Source organism: Buttiauxella cochleicola (genome assembly GCF_021282405.1).
GTDB lineage: Bacteria > Pseudomonadota > Gammaproteobacteria > Enterobacterales > Enterobacteriaceae > Buttiauxella > Buttiauxella massiliensis.
Genome location: NZ_JAJSOU010000008.1, coordinates 116261 through 136572, shown reverse-complemented (window position 1 = coordinate 136572; position 20312 = coordinate 116261). Strand labels below are relative to the sequence as shown.

Annotated in this window: 17 protein-coding genes and 1 pseudogene; all 18 read right to left on the bottom strand. The window is 47.1% G+C overall.

Annotated features, from left to right (window positions below; genetic code table 11):
- Position 1 precedes the first annotated feature (1 nt).
- The gene (locus LVQ79_RS12825) at positions 2-1252 is read right to left on the bottom strand and encodes an O-antigen translocase (protein WP_232865240.1); all 1251 of its coding nucleotides are present in this window, start codon (positions 1250-1252) and stop codon (positions 2-4) included.
- Positions 1249-2352: a DegT/DnrJ/EryC1/StrS family aminotransferase gene (locus LVQ79_RS12820; RefSeq protein WP_232865239.1), complete on the bottom strand. Its 1104-nt coding sequence runs from the start codon at positions 2350-2352 to the stop codon at positions 1249-1251. The genes LVQ79_RS12825 and LVQ79_RS12820 overlap by 4 nt, the downstream gene beginning before the upstream one ends.
- On the bottom strand, positions 2349-3290 hold the full coding sequence (locus tag LVQ79_RS12815) for a GNAT family N-acetyltransferase (protein WP_232865238.1): 942 nt from the start codon (positions 3288-3290) through the stop codon (positions 2349-2351). Before LVQ79_RS12815 ends, LVQ79_RS12820 begins: the two co-directional genes overlap by 4 nt.
- Complete coding sequence (locus tag LVQ79_RS12810) at positions 3265-3744, bottom strand: GNAT family N-acetyltransferase (protein ID WP_232865237.1); 480 nt, start codon at positions 3742-3744, stop codon at positions 3265-3267. The genes LVQ79_RS12815 and LVQ79_RS12810 overlap by 26 nt, the downstream gene beginning before the upstream one ends.
- Positions 3737-4138 carry a sugar 3,4-ketoisomerase gene (locus LVQ79_RS12805; RefSeq protein ID WP_232865236.1) on the bottom strand — a complete coding sequence of 134 codons (402 nt, stop codon included), beginning with the start codon at positions 4136-4138 and terminating at the stop codon, positions 3737-3739. Before LVQ79_RS12805 ends, LVQ79_RS12810 begins: the two co-directional genes overlap by 8 nt.
- Positions 4128-5012 (bottom strand): glucose-1-phosphate thymidylyltransferase RfbA, encoded by an 885-nt coding sequence (rfbA, locus tag LVQ79_RS12800; protein ID WP_232865235.1) that lies wholly within the window; start codon positions 5010-5012, stop codon positions 4128-4130. The genes LVQ79_RS12805 and rfbA overlap by 11 nt, the downstream gene beginning before the upstream one ends.
- Entirely contained in the window at positions 5009-6088 is a 1080-nt protein-coding gene (gene rfbB, locus LVQ79_RS12795) for a dTDP-glucose 4,6-dehydratase (RefSeq protein ID WP_232865234.1), read from the bottom strand. Before rfbB ends, rfbA begins: the two co-directional genes overlap by 4 nt.
- 423 nt (positions 6089-6511) lie before the next feature.
- Positions 6512-7414: a UTP--glucose-1-phosphate uridylyltransferase GalF gene (gene galF / locus LVQ79_RS12790; protein ID WP_502258082.1), complete on the bottom strand. Its 903-nt coding sequence runs from the start codon at positions 7412-7414 to the stop codon at positions 6512-6514.
- Between the two features lie 170 nt (positions 7415-7584).
- On the bottom strand, positions 7585-9012 hold the full coding sequence (gene wcaM, locus LVQ79_RS12785; RefSeq protein ID WP_232865232.1) for a colanic acid biosynthesis protein WcaM: 1428 nt from the start codon (positions 9010-9012) through the stop codon (positions 7585-7587).
- A 29-nt stretch (positions 9013-9041) separates the two neighbouring features.
- Entirely contained in the window at positions 9042-10262 is a 1221-nt protein-coding gene (gene wcaL / locus LVQ79_RS12780) for a colanic acid biosynthesis glycosyltransferase WcaL (protein WP_232865231.1), read from the bottom strand.
- Positions 10259-11539: a colanic acid biosynthesis pyruvyl transferase WcaK gene (wcaK, locus tag LVQ79_RS12775; RefSeq protein ID WP_232865230.1), complete on the bottom strand. Its 1281-nt coding sequence runs from the start codon at positions 11537-11539 to the stop codon at positions 10259-10261. Before wcaK ends, wcaL begins: the two co-directional genes overlap by 4 nt.
- Before the next feature lie 27 nt (positions 11540-11566).
- Entirely contained in the window at positions 11567-13045 is a 1479-nt protein-coding gene (locus tag LVQ79_RS12770) for an MOP flippase family protein (RefSeq protein WP_232865229.1), read from the bottom strand.
- Between the two features lie 11 nt (positions 13046-13056).
- Positions 13057-14451, bottom strand: a complete 1395-nt coding sequence (gene wcaJ, locus LVQ79_RS12765; protein WP_064512211.1) for an undecaprenyl-phosphate glucose phosphotransferase — start codon at positions 14449-14451, stop codon at positions 13057-13059.
- Between the two features lie 67 nt (positions 14452-14518).
- Positions 14519-15889, bottom strand: coding sequence for a colanic acid biosynthesis phosphomannomutase CpsG (gene cpsG / locus LVQ79_RS12760; RefSeq protein WP_232865228.1), 1371 nt, complete (start codon positions 15887-15889; stop codon positions 14519-14521).
- A gap of 185 nt (positions 15890-16074) precedes the next feature.
- On the bottom strand, positions 16075-17520 hold the full coding sequence (gene cpsB, locus LVQ79_RS12755) for a mannose-1-phosphate guanyltransferase (protein ID WP_232865227.1): 1446 nt from the start codon (positions 17518-17520) through the stop codon (positions 16075-16077).
- Positions 17521-17522: 2 nt separating this feature from the next.
- Complete coding sequence (wcaI, locus tag LVQ79_RS12750; protein WP_232865226.1) at positions 17523-18743, bottom strand: colanic acid biosynthesis fucosyltransferase WcaI; 1221 nt, start codon at positions 18741-18743, stop codon at positions 17523-17525.
- A 127-nt stretch (positions 18744-18870) separates the two neighbouring features.
- A pseudogene (locus LVQ79_RS12745) lies at positions 18871-19344 on the bottom strand (GDP-mannose mannosyl hydrolase); the annotation flags it as partial.
- A gap of 2 nt (positions 19345-19346) precedes the next feature.
- Positions 19347-20312 (bottom strand): GDP-L-fucose synthase, encoded by a 966-nt coding sequence (gene fcl, locus LVQ79_RS12740; protein WP_232865225.1) that lies wholly within the window; start codon positions 20310-20312, stop codon positions 19347-19349.

The following is a 20312-nucleotide window of genomic DNA, read 5'->3' as shown; positions in this document are numbered from 1 at the left end:
ATTAATTAACTATCTTTTTAAAATTAAATTTAACCACAATGAAATATAATAAATAATTCATTGCATAAGCAAAGTTTGCTCCATGAACTCCCATTACCGGCACCAAAAGCCAGCACAGGAAAACCAAACTGATTGCAAACACAATTTCCAAGCTCACAAATAATTTTACTTTACCTTTCGATAACATAGGATATGCAAATAACCAAGCAGCTATTTTCACAAAATCTCCGATTAACTGCACAGAGAAATAATCTCTAGCGCCGTAAAAATCAATCGTAAATAGTAATGATATAATCGCATCTCTTATTAAGAAAATTATTAGCGCCATTAACCCCACTATGGGTAAAATTATTTTTGCTGCATTTTTAATTTCACTCTCGTACTCAGACTGTGATTGTAATTTCGATAGTTTTGGTAAAAAATAAGTACCTAATGCCATTGTTACTATTGAAAGATATGTCTCTGATATTTTCCATACGGCCTGCCATTCTCCTGCCGCATTCCAACCTGTATTTATAACTAATATTTTTCTAACTGCAACTAATGCTAAAGGCATTAACGTTGCACTTGCAATCATCATTAATATATAGCCAGAAATTGCTTTAAACTCTATTATTGAGAATTCACCAAAGAAATTTCGTAACAGAAACCATGGTTGCTTCAAGACTAAAAAAAACATCACACATCCAATGAAAGATGATTGCAAACTGATGGATACCAGAGCCCCTGTTATACCAAACTTAACTATTAATGCGACCATTAAAAAATTACTAATAATTACTGAAATTGCCCCCATAGATACATAACGTTTATATTGCTGCTGGCCATTAACTATAGAGTTAATCATCGTCCCAATCGCGGTTAATGGCAAAAATAACGCAATCAATATTATAAGCCATTTGTAGTCAGCATTATTTAGCAATGTCTCGGATAAATATTGAGCAGAAACAAATGCAATAAGAATCGCAATACTGCTTAAGATCAATATCCATACAACACTTGCGCGCCACCATGGCGCACATTTTTCATAGCCTTGTTCAAAATTTTGCGAAGTATATCTTACAATACCACTACTAGCAGGTGCATTTGCGAGACCATTAAAAATGGATACAATCCCCTGTAACTGCCCTAGTAATGCCACTCCAGAGGGACCAATATATATAGCAATGATCTTTCCTACAATAAAACCCAGACACATTTTTAGCAGTGTTAACAATCCGGTTAGTGATGTGACCGATAGCAGTCGATTCATTTACCAAAGCCATTTATAATTTTAATAACTGAATCAACTTCATTCATTGTCATAGTTGGATCGATAGGTAATGAAATCACTTCATTATGTATTAATTCTGTAATCGGCAAGTTGAGATCATTATACTCTGAATAACATTTTTGTTTATGTGGCGCTTTAGGGTAATGGATAACAGTACCCACACCATGTTGTTTTAGATATAATTGAAGGGAATCACGAACTGTTGTGCGAACCACAAATAAATGCCAAACATGCTCTTGTGATGTTGGAGCTGAAGGTAGTGTAAGAAGATCATTTGAAATCCGAGCAATGTAATTACTGGCAATTAATCTACGAATCTGAATTTCTTGATCTAAATATTTTAGTTTTACTCTCAAAAATGCTGCTTGAATTTCATCCAATCGGCTATTGGTGCCTTTATAAATATTATCATATTTTTTTTCTGACCCATAATTTCCTAATGCTCTAACCGTTCTCGCTAGTTCAGAATTATTGGTTACTACGGCTCCCGCATCTCCCAGTGCCCCTAAATTTTTACCTGGATAGAAACTAAACCCAGCAGCATCCCCCCAGCAGCCAGCCTTACGTCCATTAATGCTTGCTCCATGTGCCTGTGCTGCATCTTCTAAGACCAAAAGATTATGTTCCTGAGCGAAGGTGCAGATATCTACCATTGGGCAAAGCTTCCCATATAAATGTACTGCTAATATAAGCTTTACGTCATCAGTATACATTTTGACCATTTCGGTCAGGCTTAAATTAAAACTATTAATATCAGGTTCAACGAATACTGGAATTAATCCATTTTCAGTAACAGCTAGAATTGAAGCTATGTAAGTGTTGGCTGGAACTAGAACTTTATCTCCATTTTTTAATAACCCTAATTCTTTCCATGATCTTATAACAATGCTAAGCGCATCTAAACCGTTTGCAACACCAATGGTATGTTTAACTCCACAATATTCGGAGAATTCGGTTTCAAAGCTTTTAACTTCATCCCCCTGAATATACCACCCTGATTTAATTACTCGTTCACTGGCAAGTAAAAGTTCACTTTCATATTGCGCATTAATTTTTTTTAGATTCAGAAAGTCAATCATAATAACTCCAAAGAATAAAAATCGTGTACTACTCCACGAGCTCCGAAACCTTCTTTTTGCTTAATCAAACCTTCATTAAGAAACTCACCATTATTTTCTGTAGAAATCCCAAACGAAAAATATTCTTTCTCGGAATAGACTTCATTAATTAGGCTGGCCAAAATATAATCTAATGCACCTAATTTCCTACCGTCCTCTGTACTCGCCATATATTGAGTATGTACTATTTCATCATATTCATAGACAAGCACACCCGCTAATGGATCACTCTCTTCTGTCATTGCGGCGATAAATAATCTGATATTATTAGGGAATTTTTCTAATAAAAATTCAATTTCATTTAATGTATGTACAGGCTTTGCCTTATACTTCTCAAGCGCATTTGAGAGCATCATATGAAAAGCGTCATACCGTTGAGATTCATAAAATAAAACACCTGATTTTTTTGCTTTATTAATTGTGCTTTTTCGCGAATCACTTAACTTGATCTTATTACTACATTTTATAATACTTGATAAATCTCTTCTTATCAATTTTGCTCCAAGAAGGCTAATTGCATACAAATCTTCGTCGCATGGATATTGTGTGAAATATGTGGGTATTTTTTTATAAATCATCTTATGGATGTTTTTATCTTTATAAAACAGCACTATATTCTTAATTATTTCAATAATTTCTGTAGCATGCAATTCTTTTAGACTTATTAGACCACCAAATGTTAATCCTTGGTGACTATAAACGGTACCATCAACTTCGTTCGCAGGAAAAATTGCTATTGGTTTGTTTTTTTTATACACAACAAGTGAACAATCAGTAAATCTATCAGCATGATATGTAATGTAGTCCCATTTAAATAAAAAAAGACCATTCCTTGCATTATCCACAACATAATCCCAATCATTGCGAAGACTCTCATTCAAGGACAATAGCGTTAACATTAATCATCTTCTCCATTATTATTATATTACCTTCATTTCTGATTTTAGAATATCCGGTGTTCAAATATGACTTTACAGCTCGAATGTTTTCACTTGAGACTTTTAAGTAAAGCTCGTTGATGTACCTCTCAGCACAAACCTTTTCCATTAGTTTAGCTAATTCTTTACCTAATCCCTGCCCCCAATAATTCTTATTACCTATATATCCCCAGTATTCGGCTCTATTCGTTTCAATATTTTTTAAGCCTGCAGCGCCAACTTTTATATTATCATCAACAATTAATCCAAAAATAATATAATTAGTCCTTTCTTTCAATGATTTAAAATATTTTTTCTGGTCACTTTTAGTAAAATTAGGCGTTAATGTTAATTCTTTTATTTCAGCATCGTTTAACCATTGCCAACTGAGTTCTAAGAACTCCTCATCATAAGCTACTAATGATATTCTACTCATTTTGGCAACCCTCTAAAAATTTTGAATATTCCCTGACATAGTCAGATTCATCAAAATAATTACTTGCCAATACTAAAAGAACACAATCTTCGCTAAAGTCATGCATTTCACGCCAAATGAAAGAATCAATATATAGACCTTTTTGCGGCGAATTTAATATAACTTCTTTTCTTTCTTTACCATCATCAAGAATAAATCTACAAGATCCTTTAAGAGCAACTGCAATCTGTTTAAGATCTTTATGAGCATGATATCCCCGGCTGATATTTTTTTTTGTTTCAAATAGATAATATACTCTTCTAATTTCAAATGGTATATTTTTGCAGCTTTCTAATGAAACAAGCCCCCCTCTTTCATCCCCATGGTAAGACAAATCTAGCATTTTAATGTCCATGCTCAAATTTCCTTTTAATTAAATTGAACAAGTACTTTCCATAACTATTTTTAGAATACATATTTGCCAAATTCAATATCTGGTCGTCAGTTAACCACTCGTTTCGCCAAGCAATTTCTTCAGGACATGCAACCATCATACCCTGTCTTTTTTGAACCGTTTCTACAAAACTACCCGCTTCTATCAGACTATCGTGCGTGCCTGTATCAAGCCAAGCAAACCCCCTTCCAAGCAACTCAACCTGTAATTTATTGTTTCTCAAATATTCTTCATTAATGGAAGTGATTTCTATTTCACCTCGCTCAGAGGGTTTAACATTTTTAGCAATTTCGATAACTTCATTATCGTAAAAATACAGCCCGGTTACCGCCCAATTTGATTTTGGTTGCTTTGGTTTTTCTTCTATAGAAATAGCATTAAACTCTGAATCAAATTCAACAACACCGAAACGTTCAGGATCCATCACTTGGTATCCAAACACTGTTGCACCTTGATTTCTTTGAGCAGCATTACGCAATTTAGGACTAAAACCTTGCCCAAAGAAAATATTATCACCGAGTACAAGGCAAACAGAATCTGATCCAATGAAATCTTCACCTATGATGAAGGCCTGAGCTAAGCCCTCTGGACTCGGCTGTACAGCATATTCTAAGTTAATACCAAATGCTGAGCCACTCCCTAATAAACGCTGGAATGATTCCTGATCTTCTGGCGTAGTAATAATGAGAACATCTCGAATACCCGCAAGCATTAATACAGAAAGTGGGTAATAAATCATAGGTTTATCATAAATAGGGAGTAGCTGTTTTGATACTCCCATGGTTATTGGATAAAGACGGGTTCCTGAACCACCTGCTAAAATAATACCTTTCATTTTAATAAAATCCCTAAACGTTCGCGTTGATAACTGCCATCCTGAACACGTTGGCACCATCTAATATTATTTAGGTACCATTCAACCGTTTTACGAATCCCGCTTTCAAATGTCTCTTCCGGCTTCCAGTTCAGATCATGACTAATTTTGCTCGCGTCAATTGCATAACGGCGATCATGCCCAGGACGGTCGGCAACATAAGTGATTTGTTCACGGTAAGTGGTATTCTTTGGAACCAGTTCATCCAGCAAGTCACAAATTGTCAGTACCACATCAAGATTTTTCTTCTCATTGTGACCTCCAATGTTATAAGTCTCACCAATCGAACCTTGAGTCACTACGGTGTAAAGCGCCCGCGCATGATCTTCAACATATAACCAGTCACGGATTTGATCGCCTTTACCATAGACAGGCAAGTTCTTGCCTTCGAGCGCATTAAGAATAACCAACGGGATCAGCTTTTCTGGGAAGTGATATGGGCCGTAGTTATTTGAACAGTTAGTCACGATGCAAGGCAGACCGTAGGTCCGCTGCCATGCGCGTACTAAATGGTCGCTGGACGCTTTAGACGCTGAATAAGGGCTGCTCGGGGCATAAGATGTTGTTTCGGTAAATAGCGGAAGTTCTGCTTCAACGGGGCACTCATCAGGATGTGGCAAATCACCATATACTTCATCAGTAGAAATATGGTGGAAACGGAAATTGACTTTGCCTTCTGCACTAAGTTGCGACCAATATGCACGAGCCGCTTCAAGCATTGTATAAGTGCCAACAATATTGGTTTCAATAAATTCAGCAGGTCCTGTAATAGAACGATCAACGTGGCTTTCCGCTGCCAAATGCATCACTGAATCAGGCTGGTGTTCGACAAAGAGTTTGTCCAGTGCATTTCTATCGCAAATATCGGCTTGAACAAAAGCGTAACGTTCACTACCAGAGACCTTTGCCAATGATTCAAGGTTACCTGCATAGGTTAATTTATCGACATTAATCACGCTGTCTTGGGTGTTATTTATAATATGACGAACGACAGCAGAACCAATAAAGCCGGCACCACCAGTAACAAGAATTTTCACGGAAGCAATCTCTCTTTAATCTTGTAGTGATTTTCTTCGATAAATGAATATCGGACGTTTGAATTAATTGAGGTAATAATGGGTAATACAAAAGGGGAATAATTTTCACCAGCCATGCTACCGCCCCTGGCTTAACAGCTACCAGAACACTAAACACTTAGCGCATAGAACAATTCCCTGTGCTATGTCGGTTATATTTTACGAAACATTTGAATGAACAAGACGTTACTGAGTCAGTAGCTTGTATGGTAGCTATCCTCTCTTGCTCATTCGAATATCCTGTCATCAACAGCAAACATACTTTGTAACATGCAACTCAAAAAAAACGGCAACCAGTCTCAGTAACGTTTCAACTAAGAAACCTCACCGCCACTATTGATTGCCGTTCTGCATCAAATGCTCACCACCATTGTTCTAAAACTCTTAGCGAGCCAGCAGCTTCTGAATGCTGTCCCTGAACTTCTGGCCTTCTTTATGGTTACGCAGACCATATTGTACAAATGCCTGCATATAACCCATTTTCTTGCCGCAGTCATAGCTTTCGCCAGTCATCAATGCAACTTCTACCGCTTGCTTTTTATTAAGTGCAGCGATGGCATCAGTAAGCTGGATACGGCCCCAGGCACCCGGCTCGGTTTTCTCGAGTTCAGCCCAGATATCAGTAGACAGAACATAGCGCCCTACCGCGGCCAAATCGGAATCCAGTGTTTGTGGTTCATCCGGTTTTTCCACAAACTCGACAATGCGGCCAATCTGCCCATCGTTATCTAGCGGTTCTTCCGTTGTGATAACTGAGTATTCAGACAAATCAACGTTAGGCATGTGTTTTGCCAGAACCTGGCTGCGCCCTGTCTCTCTGAAACGCTCAACAATAGCAGCTAAATTATAACGCAATGGGTCAGCACTTGCGCCATCAAGGATAACGTCAGGCAATACCACAACAAATGGATTGTCGCCAACAATCGGACGGGCGCACAAAATGGAGTGACCAAGGCCTAGCGGTTGAGCCTGACGTACGTTCATGATCGTCACGCCCGGAGGGCAGATTGACTGAACCTCAGCGAGCAACTGGCGCTTAACACGCTGCTCAAGCAGAGCTTCAAGTTCATAAGATGTGTCGAAGTGGTTTTCAACAGCATTCTTGGATGAATGCGTTACCAGCACGATTTCCTTGATACCAGCAGCTACGATCTCATCGACGATATATTGGATCATCGGCTTATCGACGATTGGTAACATCTCTTTTGGGATAGCTTTTGTTGCGGGCAACATATGCATGCCCAAGCCTGCTACCGGAATAACTGCTTTCAAATTAATCATATTCAAGCCCACCTCAAAATGGTTGGGGGATTATAGTCTTTTCGTGCGCTGATGCCAGCATGAATTGATCCCCAGAATTAGTACTTCATCTTAACGTTCTCAATAAAGTACGCAAAACCAAAACCTTGATTTATGCATTGCAAAAGGTCGGAAAATTCGCAATGTGATTTGACAATCTACTTAGTCGTCACCGGCAGCACAAAATTCAACCCGCTAGTGTTCACGTGCTGATGGTCAACCCGGTCGATATCCACCGAACTCTGCCCCTTCTCATTCACGGCACGTACATTGGCCAGCGACAGGAGCGTATCACCCTTAGCCATAAAGCGGCCTCGCACGTCTTTACGCAGGTCGAAGTTAAGCTTCAGCGCTGGTCCAGTTTCAGCGTACTGCATGACGTCAACGTTGCGCAGAAACAAGTGTTGCGGTTTGTTATGTAACTCAAGCGTTGCACGCTTTAGCGCCACATTGGTGATGGCAACAAACGACGTCGCGTTACCCGAAGAAATCTGTATTCCACGGCTTTTATACTGCATGTGAGTATTATCAAGCGCTATATCGTTTAGTTTAAAATTTTGCGGAATAGATAAATACTTACCCTTGATCACACCATAACCAATAAGAAACCCCGCACTCTCTTTCATATCGATATTATCAATCACGAAATTATCACAGCCATAAATCGCTATTGTCGCATTATCAATTCCCGCTTTCTGGCTGAAAGTATGATTAATGTTGCGGGCTTTAATATTACGAATAACAAAGTGTTTACCATTTTCAACATGTATTAACTGCCTACAGTTACTACCTGTGATATTTGCCACCACAAAATTCTTGACCGCCTGGTCTTCCGGGTACTCGTTGTCGTAAGTACTGCCCGCAAGCCCAATCCCAATACCCCAGTTGATCTTCCCATTGGTGCAGTCAATATTTTCAATCACATGGTCAGAGATAAGCAGGTTATGGTCGTTGATAGCAACATTCCATTCGATAGCATCCCCTTGCAGGCGGCTAAAATGCCCGTTGGTGATCTTCACGTTCTCCATACGATTATGGAAACCCTGGCGCAAAATCGCGTAGTTCGCATCGTGCACCGTAATCTGGTCAATCACCAGGTTGCGCATGGTGCGCTTCTCTTTACCGCCAATGTAAATTTGCGTGACCGGCACAAAACCGCTCATATCAATGCCTTTGATACTGCAATCAGAACCTCGCACATCGAGGGTGATATTATTAAACCGCCCACCCTTCTCGCCCAATATCTGGCAGCCATCCTGCAGTACAAAACGCCCTTTGCCATTACCTTTTAAGCCGCCAGCGACGTGCAAGGTTTTGCCTGCAGGCATAAAAATGGCGGTATTGATGTTGTCGCAGACCAAATCGGTCGGAACGGTCACGATATCAGCGGCTGAGAATGCTTGTTTGAACGCGGCAATCCAGTCACCGCTATAGAATTTCTGCACGTTGACCTCGCTCTTAAGGCCTGTGGCAAACAGGCTACGAGGTAAGATGAATGGCACCGCAGCCAGTACTGAACTGGCTTTAAGTAATTTGCGGCGGGAGGAGGAAAACGAAGGGTGAGTCGATTCAAATCTTTTGCGCATACATCCTCGTGAGGTTTCACTCGGTGGGTTTACAGCGTTTGTAGCTGACGGGCTAATTCTCGGTAGATAACTTTCTGGTTAAATTCAGTTTCAACTTTCGCGCGGGCAAGGCTAAGCATCGGTTTCAGCTCATTGGCTTCGATGTTGCCGAATGCCTGCAAAGTATCCGCTAGTGCTGGCGCATCTTTTTCTGGCACCAGCCAACCAGAACGACCCGCGTCTATGAGTTCTGGAATACCGCTATGTACGGTGGAAATAACTGGAATACCCACCGCCATCGCCTCCATTAGCGCCACCGGAATACCTTCCATATCGCCATCTTCACCGGTTATCGACGGCAGTAAGAACACATCAGCTTCATCGAGCATCGCTTTCACTTCATGGTTCGGCTTAAAGCCCGGCATAAATACTACGTCATCAAGCTGATTTTGTTCGATAAGCGTACGCAGGCGCGTTTCCCACGGACCAATACCGAGGATGTTGTAACGGAACTTCACGCCGCGTTCTTTGAGCAGCAGGCAGGCTTCAATTGCAACATGCAGACCTTTCTTCTCAGTCAATCGTGCTACCGAAATAATCTCCAGTGTTTTGGCCGGAGCTTTCACGCTACGCTGCGAAAAGCGCTCCATATCCACGCCCATACGCGAAACGGTAATCTTGTTGGCCGGGCAGCCCATTTTTTGCAAACGCCCCGCCCATAAATTGCTTATCGGCAGCATCAAATCGCCACGCGTAAAGAGTTTTTGATATTCCGGTGTGTAGTGCGCAAGTGCCTCGCGCCCTGAAATATCAATGCCGTGGAACACCGTGGCAATTTTGCCTTTAATCAGCCCCAGTTCGCGCAGTTTGGCCGCCGTCACCCCCGCTGGGCCGAAGTGGGCGATAAATACATCTGCCTGTACGGTTTGCGGGTTACGGCCACAAATCGAGGAGAGGATCAGGTTGCGCGCCTCGTTGCCATAGCGTTTGGAATTTAGCGCGCGCCAGGTCTGCGGGCGAAGTGCGCCACGCAGAGTATTCAGGGCACGGGATTGCAGTTTTGCTGCCTTCCCCGAAGGCTCGTCCATCAGCCAGGTGGTTTTCGCCGCCAGATCGTACTCTTTGAATGCCGAGTGCGTGTTGGTCAAATCCCCCTTCTGGATGGCGACAATTTCCACCTCATAACCCATATCGATAAATGCGGTTATCTGGTTGAGCACAAAGGTCTCGGATGCCACTGGGAATTTGAGTAGGAAGAAGCCAACTTTCATTTTTCCCCCTTAACACGCTTCAATACAGATTCCACCATATGCAAACCATCTTCACGTTCGGCGCGCACCGCATGAGCCAGGCGTTCTTTGATTGCTGGTAATTGCCCCAGCACATCCGCCACCACACTCTGTAAAGATCCATTCAGCAACTGGCGAATTTCAATCGCCATTTCCGGCATGCCAAGCTGTTTCATGATGCCTGCGGATTTGTGTTCATAGTTGATGGCAATCGCAGGTGTACCGAAGTTCATGGAGATGATGGCAGAATGCAGGCGCGTGCCAACCGTCAGTTCGCATTCACCGAGAATTTTGCCCATCTCAAGGTCGTTAAGTTCGTCCATCACCACATGGTATTGCTCCGGGTCATTCACATACTGGCGCAGGTTGAGCGCCACCATGCGGTCATCTTTGTTGTAGCTGTCGATACCCGTACAGGTCGACAATGCCAGCACCTGGTAACCCTGCTCAATGACACGATTCACCACTGAGGCGAATGCTTGTTCATAGGCCTGCTGCGTGGTGCCAAGGCGTTTGTCGAAAGGTGCCAGTTCACGCAGCGTAATAGCGACTGTCTTCTTGCGCTTGATGGTTTCCAGCCAATGCTGCACCGCGTAGCTCGGCACAAAGCTGTCGTTGTGATGATCCACCAACCAGGCGGTGTCGACGCCCTGCTCCACTTTGCTGCTATCAATATTGCTTTGCTTCATCAAATCAAGGCTGACGGACTCACGCAAAATCAGCGACTCGGCATTACCGAAAACATAACTCGCCAGGTGGTTAAACTGCGGGTCCTGGAACGGCCCAACGCTGTGGCCAATCATGTACACCGGCTTTTTGGCCATAAAGCTACACAGCGCATGCTCAAACTGAGAAACGCCATATAAATCGACAAAAAATGAGCCGCCGACCTGAATAATCGCGTCATATTTTTGCAGCGATTTCACAAAATCAATAAAGCCCTGCGGGATGGAGATATTGCGCAGGCGCCCGTTGTCAGTGGCTTTCGCCAGCAAAACCTGGTGCTGATATTTACGGCGCAGCACTTTCTTTACCCGCCCCATCAGCCCAACCGCGTTGTTGTGCTGCTTCATCTGCTTATACAAGCCGTCACCCATAACCGGGCGGCCCAGCAACCAGGCGGAACTCACCGGATAACGGCTCATCACATCAACCTGCACGGTGTCATCAATGGTGGTAATCGCATCGATCAGTCCGCGCAAAATGGCGCTGTCACCGCGGTTGCCGCAAGTGTGGTTGCCAAGAATCAATAATTTCATATAAATCAGACCTCTTATTAAGGGGTTTTAGCTTGCGCGAAGCAGTGTTTTTAAACGGTCGTTACGGCAGAACTGGCGCTTCATCTCAACCACCAGCGCATTGCGGGAAAGCACCAGCATGACGATAAAGGCCAATGCGCCTGCCGCGATTTGTACGCCCACCAGCAAGCCGAGCGCGAGATGCCCTTTCAGGGCAATCCCCAGCGCACTACTCACCACAATGGTTGGAATCGAAAGGTAAAACGGTAGCCAGATGCTCTGAATGTACTGGCGGTAACTGGACCCCAGCACCGGTTTAATCATGATGAAATAGCTCAGAACGGTGTTCACCACCTGCACGAACAGGAAGCCGAGCGTCACGCCCAGTGCGCCAGCAAGATGGGCGCCGACAATAATCGCCGGGATAAACAGGCAGGTTTTGAAAACGTTGAACTTAAAGCTGATATCCACTCGCGCTTTTGCCATCAGTAATGACCCAATCGGGTTACCGATGGAGCGCAGCAGCCCCACCACGCACAGCAATTGCAGAATTGGCGTAATAAACTGCCACTTTTCACCAAACACCAGCGGCACAAAATTGTTCGATACCACCAGCAGACCGAGCAGCGCGGGGAAGTTGATAATTCCGACAATCGACAGCAACTTGTAGAAATTGAGGCGTAACTTGTCGGTATCGTCCTGAATCTTGGCAAATGCCGGGAACAGCACGCGGGTGATAATTGGGTTTAGCTTCATTGGTGGCACCACCGCCACGTTATAAGCGAGGTTGTAGCCCCCGGCGATGCTCGCCCCAAGAATACGCGCCAGCACCAGCGTTGAAAGGTTGGTATTAACGTAATTGATAATGCTGTCTGCAGTCAGCCACGCGCCAAACTTGAGGTTCGAGCCAACGGACTTGAGTGAAAAATGCAGGCCGGGGCGGTAAATCTTGCGGCCGAAGAAGCCAAACAGAGAGGTACGCACCACGGTGTTGACCAGGTAGCCGACGATGGCGGTCATGGCGAACGGGTAATACATCGCCGCCCCCACGGTGACGGTAAAGCCCGCCATCACGGAGACTGTTTCAATTGAGCCAATTTTTGAAAACTCGAGTTCCTTTTGCATTAACGCGCGGAACTGCTGCCCGTGGGGAATGACAATAAAAGCAAACGACAGCGTCTTAATCAGTGGCGCGAGCTTCGGTGCATGCAGCACCGAGGCAATCACATCACTAAGCAAAAACACCAGCGCAAACACCACTAGCCCCAGGCCGACGTTAAGCCAGTACAACGTGGTGAGTTCAAGATGGCTGATCTCTTTGCGCTGGATAATCGAGTTGGCAATACCAAAATCCGACAGCGTATCGGCCAGGGCGATAATAACCAGTGAAATGGTCAGCAGGCCAAACTCGTGGTTGTCGACTATGCGTGCCAGCACCGTCATTTGCACCAGGCCCAGGCTAATAATAATCACCGTAGCGATGGCGGACCATTTCGCGCCGCTGATGGTTTTTTCTCTCAGGCTCATTAAAGACTCACTTAATACGCAGCTTTATTAACAAAGCCTTTGAAGATGGTCAGAAAGACGATTTTGATGTCAAACCACAGGCTCCATTCGCGGATATATTCCAGGTCAAACTCAACGCGCTTTTCCATTTTTTCCAGCGTGTCAGTTTCGCCGCGCCAGCCGTTGATTTGTGCCCAGCCGGTAATGCCGGGTTTCACTTTGTGGCGCAGCATGTAGCCTTCAATCAGCAAGCGATATTGTTCGTTATGCGCAACCGCATGGGGGCGAGGACCGACAATCGACATTTCTCCCATCAGCACATTAATAAACTGCGGCAGTTCATCCAGCGACGTGCGGCGCAGGAAATTCCCCACCGGCGTAATACGCTTGTCACCTTTGGTGGCCTGAGTCACGACGGCATCGTTTTCCATCACTTTCATGGAGCGGAACTTCCATACTTTGATTGGCTTTCCATCCATGCCGTAACGGGTCTGGCGGAAGATAACCGGACCCGGCGAGGTCAGTTTTACCGCAGCACTAATGCACAGCAGTACCGGAGAAATAAACAGCAGGATCATCGCCGACAACACGATATCTTCGAGGCGTTTCAGAATCCGGTTAATGCCGTTTAGGGGGGTAGCAAACAGCGGCACAACCGGCACACCGTTAACTTCTTCAGTGCGGGAGTTAAGAATATTGAAGGTGAAGACATCGGGGATTAGCATCACCGAACAGGTGGTGTCCGTGAGTTCGCGGACCAGAGTTTTAATCTGCGCTTCTTCACTCATCGCCATGGCGATATAGATATTGTCGATTTGCCCTGCTCGCGCCTGTTCAACCAGGTCGGCAAAAGAGCCGGCATAATCACCGTGTGGGGATTCAGGCTGCTGATCGTCATAAACCCCGGTGACATCAAAGCCTAACCACGGTTCGTTACGGAAACTTTCGGCAAGCGTGTAACCCACCGGCAGTGAACCCGCGATAGCAATACGACGTGTGTTGTAGCCCATATTGCGCAACCAACCGGCACCGAAGCGAATAAACGAACGGCACATCACCATGCCAAAACTGGTCAACACATACCAGGCCAGATACACCCAGAAAGAGCCATCAAAGTCAGGGTTAAACGCCAGTAATCCGGCACTAAAAATCAGACTTAGTGTCCAGTTTTGCAGCAGCAGCATCAGTTCGCTGGAAATTCTCACTCCACGCCAGGAGCGATAAAAATCGGTCATTCCGCCAATCATCTGGAAGACCACGAGGGCGAGTAACGCCATCAGCAAATGCATATACAAAAACGGTAACGCGTTAACCTGACACACTACCCATAACCCAACAAACATAATGGTTATGTCAGAAAAACGTTGCACCATAGAGATTAACGATGCGTTCGTTTTTGGCAGCTCGCGCTTTTTTAGGTTTGTCATCGTTTTACCTTTATTAAAAGGGTGACGGATCCCCTTTCCTGCCTCAGGAGATTTCCGTCCCCACAGATCACTGATTCAACAGTTCCATAATTTCCTGCGTTCGCGCCTGCATCAGCTGCTCGTTGCTCCGCGACTCCACATTCAGGCGCACCACCGGTTCGGTATTTGAGCTGCGCAGGTTAAAGCGCCAGTCGGCAAACGCCATGCTCACGCCGTCGGTGTGGTCCACTTCCTCAGCGTGTGGCGCAAAGTGCTGCTGCACACGCGCAATCGCGACTTTCGGGTCCGCCAGCTTGCTGTTGATTTCCCCGCTCGCCGGCCATGCCGCCATACGGTCACGCACCAGTTCGCCAAGGGTTTTCCCTTTCAGGCACAGCAGCTCGGTCACCAGCAGCCACGGGATCATCCCGCTGTCGCAGTAAGCAAAATCACGGAAATAGTGGTGGGCGCTCATTTCGCCGCCGTAAATGGCGTCTTCCTGGCGCATACGCTCTTTGATAAATGCATGGCCGGTTTTCGACATCACCGGCGTGCCACCTGCGCGCTCCACGATATCCACCGTGTTCCACGACAGACGCGGGTCGTGAATAATCTTCGCCCCTGGTTGTTTTTCGAGGAAAGCCGCCGCCAGCAGGCCGACGATGTAATAGCCCTCGATAAACTGCCCTTTTTCGTCGAACAGGAAGCAGCGGTCGAAATCACCGTCAAAGGCGATGCCCATATCCGCACCGTGTTCAATCACCGCGTTGCGGGTGTCGTCGCGGCACTCCGGCAGCAGCGGGTTCGGGATACCGTTCGGGAAATTGCCGTCAGGCTGGTTGTGCACTTTGATAAATGTCAGCGGGACATTGAGTGCCTTAAAGCGGGCTTCGATAGCGTCCACAATCGGGCCTGCCGCACCGTTACCGGAGTTAATCACCAGCTTCAGGGGTTTGATATTTGCCACGTTGATGTACGAGAACAGGTGGTCGATGTACGCCTCAACCACCGAAATCTTCTGGTAGCTACCGCGTTTTGCCGTGTCCACCGGAGGGAAGTCATTTGCTTCCGCCAGTCGCTGCACATCACGCAGGCCGGTATCGCCGCTAATCGGGCGAGCCCCTTCACGCACCAGCTTCATACCGTTGTAGTCCATCGGGTTATGGCTGGCGGTCACTTCAATGCCGCCGTCCACGTCCAGATGCCAGGTGGCAAAATAGATTTCTTCGGTACCGGACAGGCCGATATCCAGCACATCCACACCCGCATCCTGCAACCCTTTTGCCAGCGCCAGCTTGAGCGCTTCGCTGGTCAGGCGCACATCGCCGCCCAGTACAATAGTTTTCGGTTTCAGGTACTCGCCATAAGCGCGGCCAATACGTTCGGCAATCTCTTCATTCAGCTCTTCGCCCAGCTTGCCGCGAATGTCGTAAGCTTTAAAACAGGTCAATTCAGTCATGTTTTACCTCTTTTCAGGCAACAGTCAGCCCTCTCCAGTACGGAGATAACTTTTTCTAAAATGTATAACCATTAGATTTCGCGTTGCAGGAAGGCGGCAACTGCGTGCATCGCCGGGAGCTTAGTTAACTAAGTGACCGGTGTGCGCAAAGGAAGCCAACGCATCTGCAGCGTGAAATATGATGGTTAGATGCGTCCGTAGCGATCCTCGAAGCGCACAATGTCGTCTTCTTCGAGGTAAGTGCCGGAACGCACTTCAATCAGGTCGAGCGGGATCTTTCCGGGGTTTTCCAGGCAGTGGGTGACGCCCAGCGGAATGTAGATGGACTCGTTTTCGCCGAGCAGTTTCACTTCTTCACCCAGCGTCACTTTTGCGGTGCCCGCTACCACAATCCAGTGTTCGGCGCGGTGATGGTGCATCTGCAAAGACAGACCCTCGCCTGGTTTCACGGTGATGCGTTTCACCTGGTAGCGTTCGCCTTCGTCGATGGAGTCGTACTTGCCCCACGGGCGATACACTTCGCGGTGGTTGTGGTGTTCGTGGCGGCCATCGAATTTGATCTGCTCAACCACTTTCTTCACGCTTTGCACGTGGTCGCGGTCGGCGATCAGCACCGCATCTTTGGTCTGCACAACAATCAGATCTTTCACGCCAACGGTGGTGACCAGGCCAGATTCGGCATAGATGTAACTGTTCTCGGTAGAGTGGCTGATCACATCGCCGTGATGCACATTGCCCTGCTGGTTTTTGGTGCTGATTTCCCAAAGAGAAGACCATGAACCGACATCGCTCCAGCCCGCATCCATCGGCACAACTACCGCATCAGCAGTTTTTTCCATCACCGCGTAGTCAATAGACTCGTCAGGACATGCCAGGAATGCAGCTTCATCAACGCGCACAAAATCGAGATCCGGGTCGATGTTCGCCATCGCCTTTTCGCAGGCGCTGAGAATATCCGGGCGGAATTTTTTTAACTCTTCGAGGTAGCGCCCGGCGCGGAACAAGAACATGCCGCTGTTCCAGTAATATTCGCCACTGGCGACGTATGCCTGCGCGGTGGCGATATCCGGCTTTTCGACAAACTGCGCCACACCAAACGCCACAGCATCCACATCAGGTGCATTCGGGTTTATCACTTCGCCACGGCGAATGTAGCCATAGCCGGTTTCTGGCAAGTCAGGAACGATGCCAAAGGTGACCAGTTTCCCGGCTTCGGCATACGGCAGCGCATTACGTACTGCGTTTCGGAAAGCATCTTCGTCCTGGATAACGTGGTCGGCGGCGAGGATCAACATCAGCGGATCGGTATCCGACTGGTTGCGAATCGCGGCCAATGCCGCCAGCGCGATCGCCGGTGCGGTATTGCGACCGGCAGGCTCCAGCACAATATTTTCCGTCAGCTTGTTCAGCTCACGCAGTTGTTCGGCGACGATAAAACGGTGTTCTTCATTGCAAATTACCACCGGGCTTTCGCACTCGACGCCGTTTAAGCGGCTAACGGTAGTTTGCAGCATCGTCAGTTCGCCTTTCAGGCACAGGAACTGTTTCGGGTAAAGCACGCGGGACAACGGCCACAAGCGGCTACCGTTTCCTCCAGCCATGATGACCGGATAGAGTCTGGAATTAGTCATAATTAACCCTGAATGTCCGCAATAAATTGATTCAACACGCTGTTTTTCTCGAGCGTGCGCTCGGCATATTCACATGCCACGATGTTATGTTCCGGCAGTTGCAGGCAGCGCTGAATGCCATCAGCCAGAGCATCAACCGACTCCGGCTCAACACACACCGCGATACCGGAAAATGCGTCGCAAAGCTGGCCTAGCTCGGTGTCCGCTTCTGCGGTAATCACCGCATTGCCGCCCACCGCAAGAATGTTGGTCAGTTTTGATGGCAAAACGGCATCAGCCGCACCACGGCGCTGAATCACCAAATGGCAATCAGCAATCTTAAGCAACGCTGGCAGCACGTCGTAAGGCTGTAACGGATGGAACACCACGTTGTGCAGCCCTTTGTCCTGCGCCAGTTTTTGCAGCCGAGCTTTGCCGCCGCCCTGCCCGACAATCACGAATACATACGGCTGGAGGGCAAAACGCTCCGCCACTTCAATTACCGTTTCCAGCCCCTGTTTTTCGCCGATATTGCCGGAATAGAGGATGATTTTTTTATCAGCAGGCAATTGCAGGCTGTCACGAACCGCAAGGATTTCTTCACGGGAAATACCGCGAAAACGCTCTACTTCAGACCAGTTCGGGAAGAAGATCACTTTCTTCGGATCAACACCCTTTTCAGCCGCTTTATTCATCATCGAACGGGAAATTGTCGAAACATTGTCGACGTTGTGCAGGCCGCTTTGCTCAAAACGGCTGGCCAGACGGGCCACTTTGCCCTGCTTCTTACCTGCCATTCCGAGGCCAAGCATGGCGTCGACTTCATAATCTTGAATGTGAAGCAACGTGCGCGCCCCGCTAAGTTTTGCGAGCAGACGCATGCCCGGCACACAAAACAGCGTCGGCACCACGCCGATAATGCGATCCGGTTTCCAGCTACGCTGCGCGATAAGCGGGAAGAACGAGCTAAGCGCAAAGCTGCCCAAATGAATCAGGCGCTTTAAGGTTGAGGGTTGTTTTGGGACGTACAGCGGGCAACGCCAGACGGTGGCGGCTCCGACTTCTTTCTTGTACTTCCAGGCGGAATAATCGGGATGGACTTCCCAAACCGGATAGTAAGGTGGTGCGGTAATCACCCGCACCTCATGGCCCTGGCGCGTCATCCATTCAACCATCTCGCCGGTATATTTGCCGATGCCCGTTAATTCCGGGGAGTAGTTAATGCCGTACACTAAAATTTTCATTTACTCTTCATCCTTCAACCTGCTTCTGCGTTGGCTGCACCCGCTCACCCCAGTCACTTACTTGAGTAAGCTCCTGAGGATTCTCGGGTTTGCCGCCTTGACCCAGGCCGAATGATTTCGAGTAATAGCCGGGTGCCTCCGCGCGTTTCTCATCGAGGAAATAAGCGCGGCTGTTGTCGTGCACATCGTCGCGGACCAACAATTCTTCAGGCGTTAACCACTGATAATCACTATGCTGCGCGTCCGGCAGTTGCAGCGCATCGGAATCAACACGCAGGCGGAAACCCAGCACGACATAGTGCGTGGAAAATTCAGGTCCGGAGAAGTTGTCGTCATAGAAGTGCTGCCACACGCCGTAGAACTCACCGTCCTGCAACGTGAACGGCGTGCCTAATTCAGCTTCGGTTAAGCGTGCAAAAGCCCGCTCCAGCGTTTCGTCTTTCTGTACCCGGCCTCCCGGCACGAACCAAAAGTTCTGCGCCGGGCGCTGAGTGCGTTGCCCCAACAGGAATTCTCCTGCCTGATTTTCAACGATCAGATCGATTGAGATCAGCGGTGTGGAGCGGACAACGGTTGAGAAGTCTTCAGCACTCAGAAACATATTTACCCCCGGAACCGTTGCTGGTTTTCGAGGAACCACTGGTAGGTGCTGGCAAGGCCAGGCTCCAGGGTGATTTCCGGGTACCAGCCCAGGCGGCGCAGGCGGGTAACATCCAGCAGTTTGCGCGGCGTGCCATCAGGTTTAGTGGCATCAAACACCACACGGCCACGGTAGCCCGTGACTTTGGCGATGGTTTGCGCCAGTTCGCGAATGGTGCAATCCACACCGGTACCGACGTTAATATGCGAAAGCATCGGCTCGGTATTTTCCTGCCACACTTCGCTGGCCATTTCCATAATGTGAATGCTGGCTGCCGCCATATCATCGACATGCAGGAATTCGCGCATTGGCGTGCCGCTACCCCACACCACCACATCCGGCGAGTTTTGCTGCGTCGCTTCGTGGAAACGGCGCAGTAACGCCGGGATCACATGCGAATTGCTTGGATGGAAGTTATCGTTCGGCCCATACAAATTGGTCGGCATGACCGAACGATAATCGCGACCGTACTGACGGTTGTACGACTCGCACAGTTTGATTCCGGCGATTTTCGCAATCGCATACGGTTCGTTAGTCGCTTCAAGCGTGCCTTGCAGCAGCTCGCTTTCCGCCATCGGCTGGTTAGCCATTTTCGGGTAAATGCACGATGAGCCGAGGAACAGCAATTTGTTCACATTGTGCGTGTGCGCGCTGTGAATAATGTTGCTCTCAATAATCAGGTTTTCGTAGATGAAGTCGGCTGGATAGGTGTTGTTGGCAACAATTCCACCCACTTTCGCCGCCGCCAGGTAAACCTGGTCAATGTGCTGCTCGGCAAAAAATGCATTAACCGCCGCACCATCCAACAGGTTGAGTTCGTCGCGGCTACGCAGCACCAGTTCGATATCAGCGCGTTGTTCAAGCTGACGGACAATGGCCGAACCGACCATCCCCCGATGGCCGGCAACAAAGATACGGTGTTTATTCAT

Bases quoted from the DNA above. Each gene is read 5' to 3' on its own strand.
- wcaM (WP_232865232.1), bottom strand. From the start codon at position 9,012: ATGCGCAAAAGATTTGAATCGACTCACCCTTCGTTTTCCTCCTCCCGC.
- LVQ79_RS12815 (WP_232865238.1), bottom strand. From the start codon at position 3,290: ATGTTAACGCTATTGTCCTTGAATGAGAGTCTTCGCAATGATTGGGAT.
- LVQ79_RS12825 (WP_232865240.1), bottom strand. From the start codon at position 1,252: ATGAATCGACTGCTATCGGTCACATCACTAACCGGATTGTTAACACTG.
- LVQ79_RS12810 (WP_232865237.1), bottom strand. From the start codon at position 3,744: ATGAGTAGAATATCATTAGTAGCTTATGATGAGGAGTTCTTAGAACTC.
- wcaI (WP_232865226.1), bottom strand. From the start codon at position 18,743: ATGAAAATTTTAGTGTACGGCATTAACTACTCCCCGGAATTAACGGGC.
- wcaJ (WP_064512211.1), bottom strand. From the start codon at position 14,451: ATGACAAACCTAAAAAAGCGCGAGCTGCCAAAAACGAACGCATCGTTA.
- wcaL (WP_232865231.1), bottom strand. From the start codon at position 10,262: ATGAAAGTTGGCTTCTTCCTACTCAAATTCCCAGTGGCATCCGAGACC.
- cpsB (WP_232865227.1), bottom strand. From the start codon at position 17,520: ATGACTAATTCCAGACTCTATCCGGTCATCATGGCTGGAGGAAACGGT.
- cpsG (WP_232865228.1), bottom strand. From the start codon at position 15,889: ATGACTGAATTGACCTGTTTTAAAGCTTACGACATTCGCGGCAAGCTG.
- LVQ79_RS12770 (WP_232865229.1), bottom strand. From the start codon at position 13,045: ATGAGCCTGAGAGAAAAAACCATCAGCGGCGCGAAATGGTCCGCCATC.
- wcaK (WP_232865230.1), bottom strand. From the start codon at position 11,539: ATGAAATTATTGATTCTTGGCAACCACACTTGCGGCAACCGCGGTGAC.
- rfbA (WP_232865235.1), bottom strand. From the start codon at position 5,012: ATGAAAGGTATTATTTTAGCAGGTGGTTCAGGAACCCGTCTTTATCCA.
- fcl (WP_232865225.1), bottom strand. From the start codon at position 20,312: ATGAATAAACACCGTATCTTTGTTGCCGGCCATCGGGGGATGGTCGGT.
- LVQ79_RS12820 (WP_232865239.1), bottom strand. From the start codon at position 2,352: ATGATTGACTTTCTGAATCTAAAAAAAATTAATGCGCAATATGAAAGT.
- LVQ79_RS12805 (WP_232865236.1), bottom strand. From the start codon at position 4,138: ATGGACATTAAAATGCTAGATTTGTCTTACCATGGGGATGAAAGAGGG.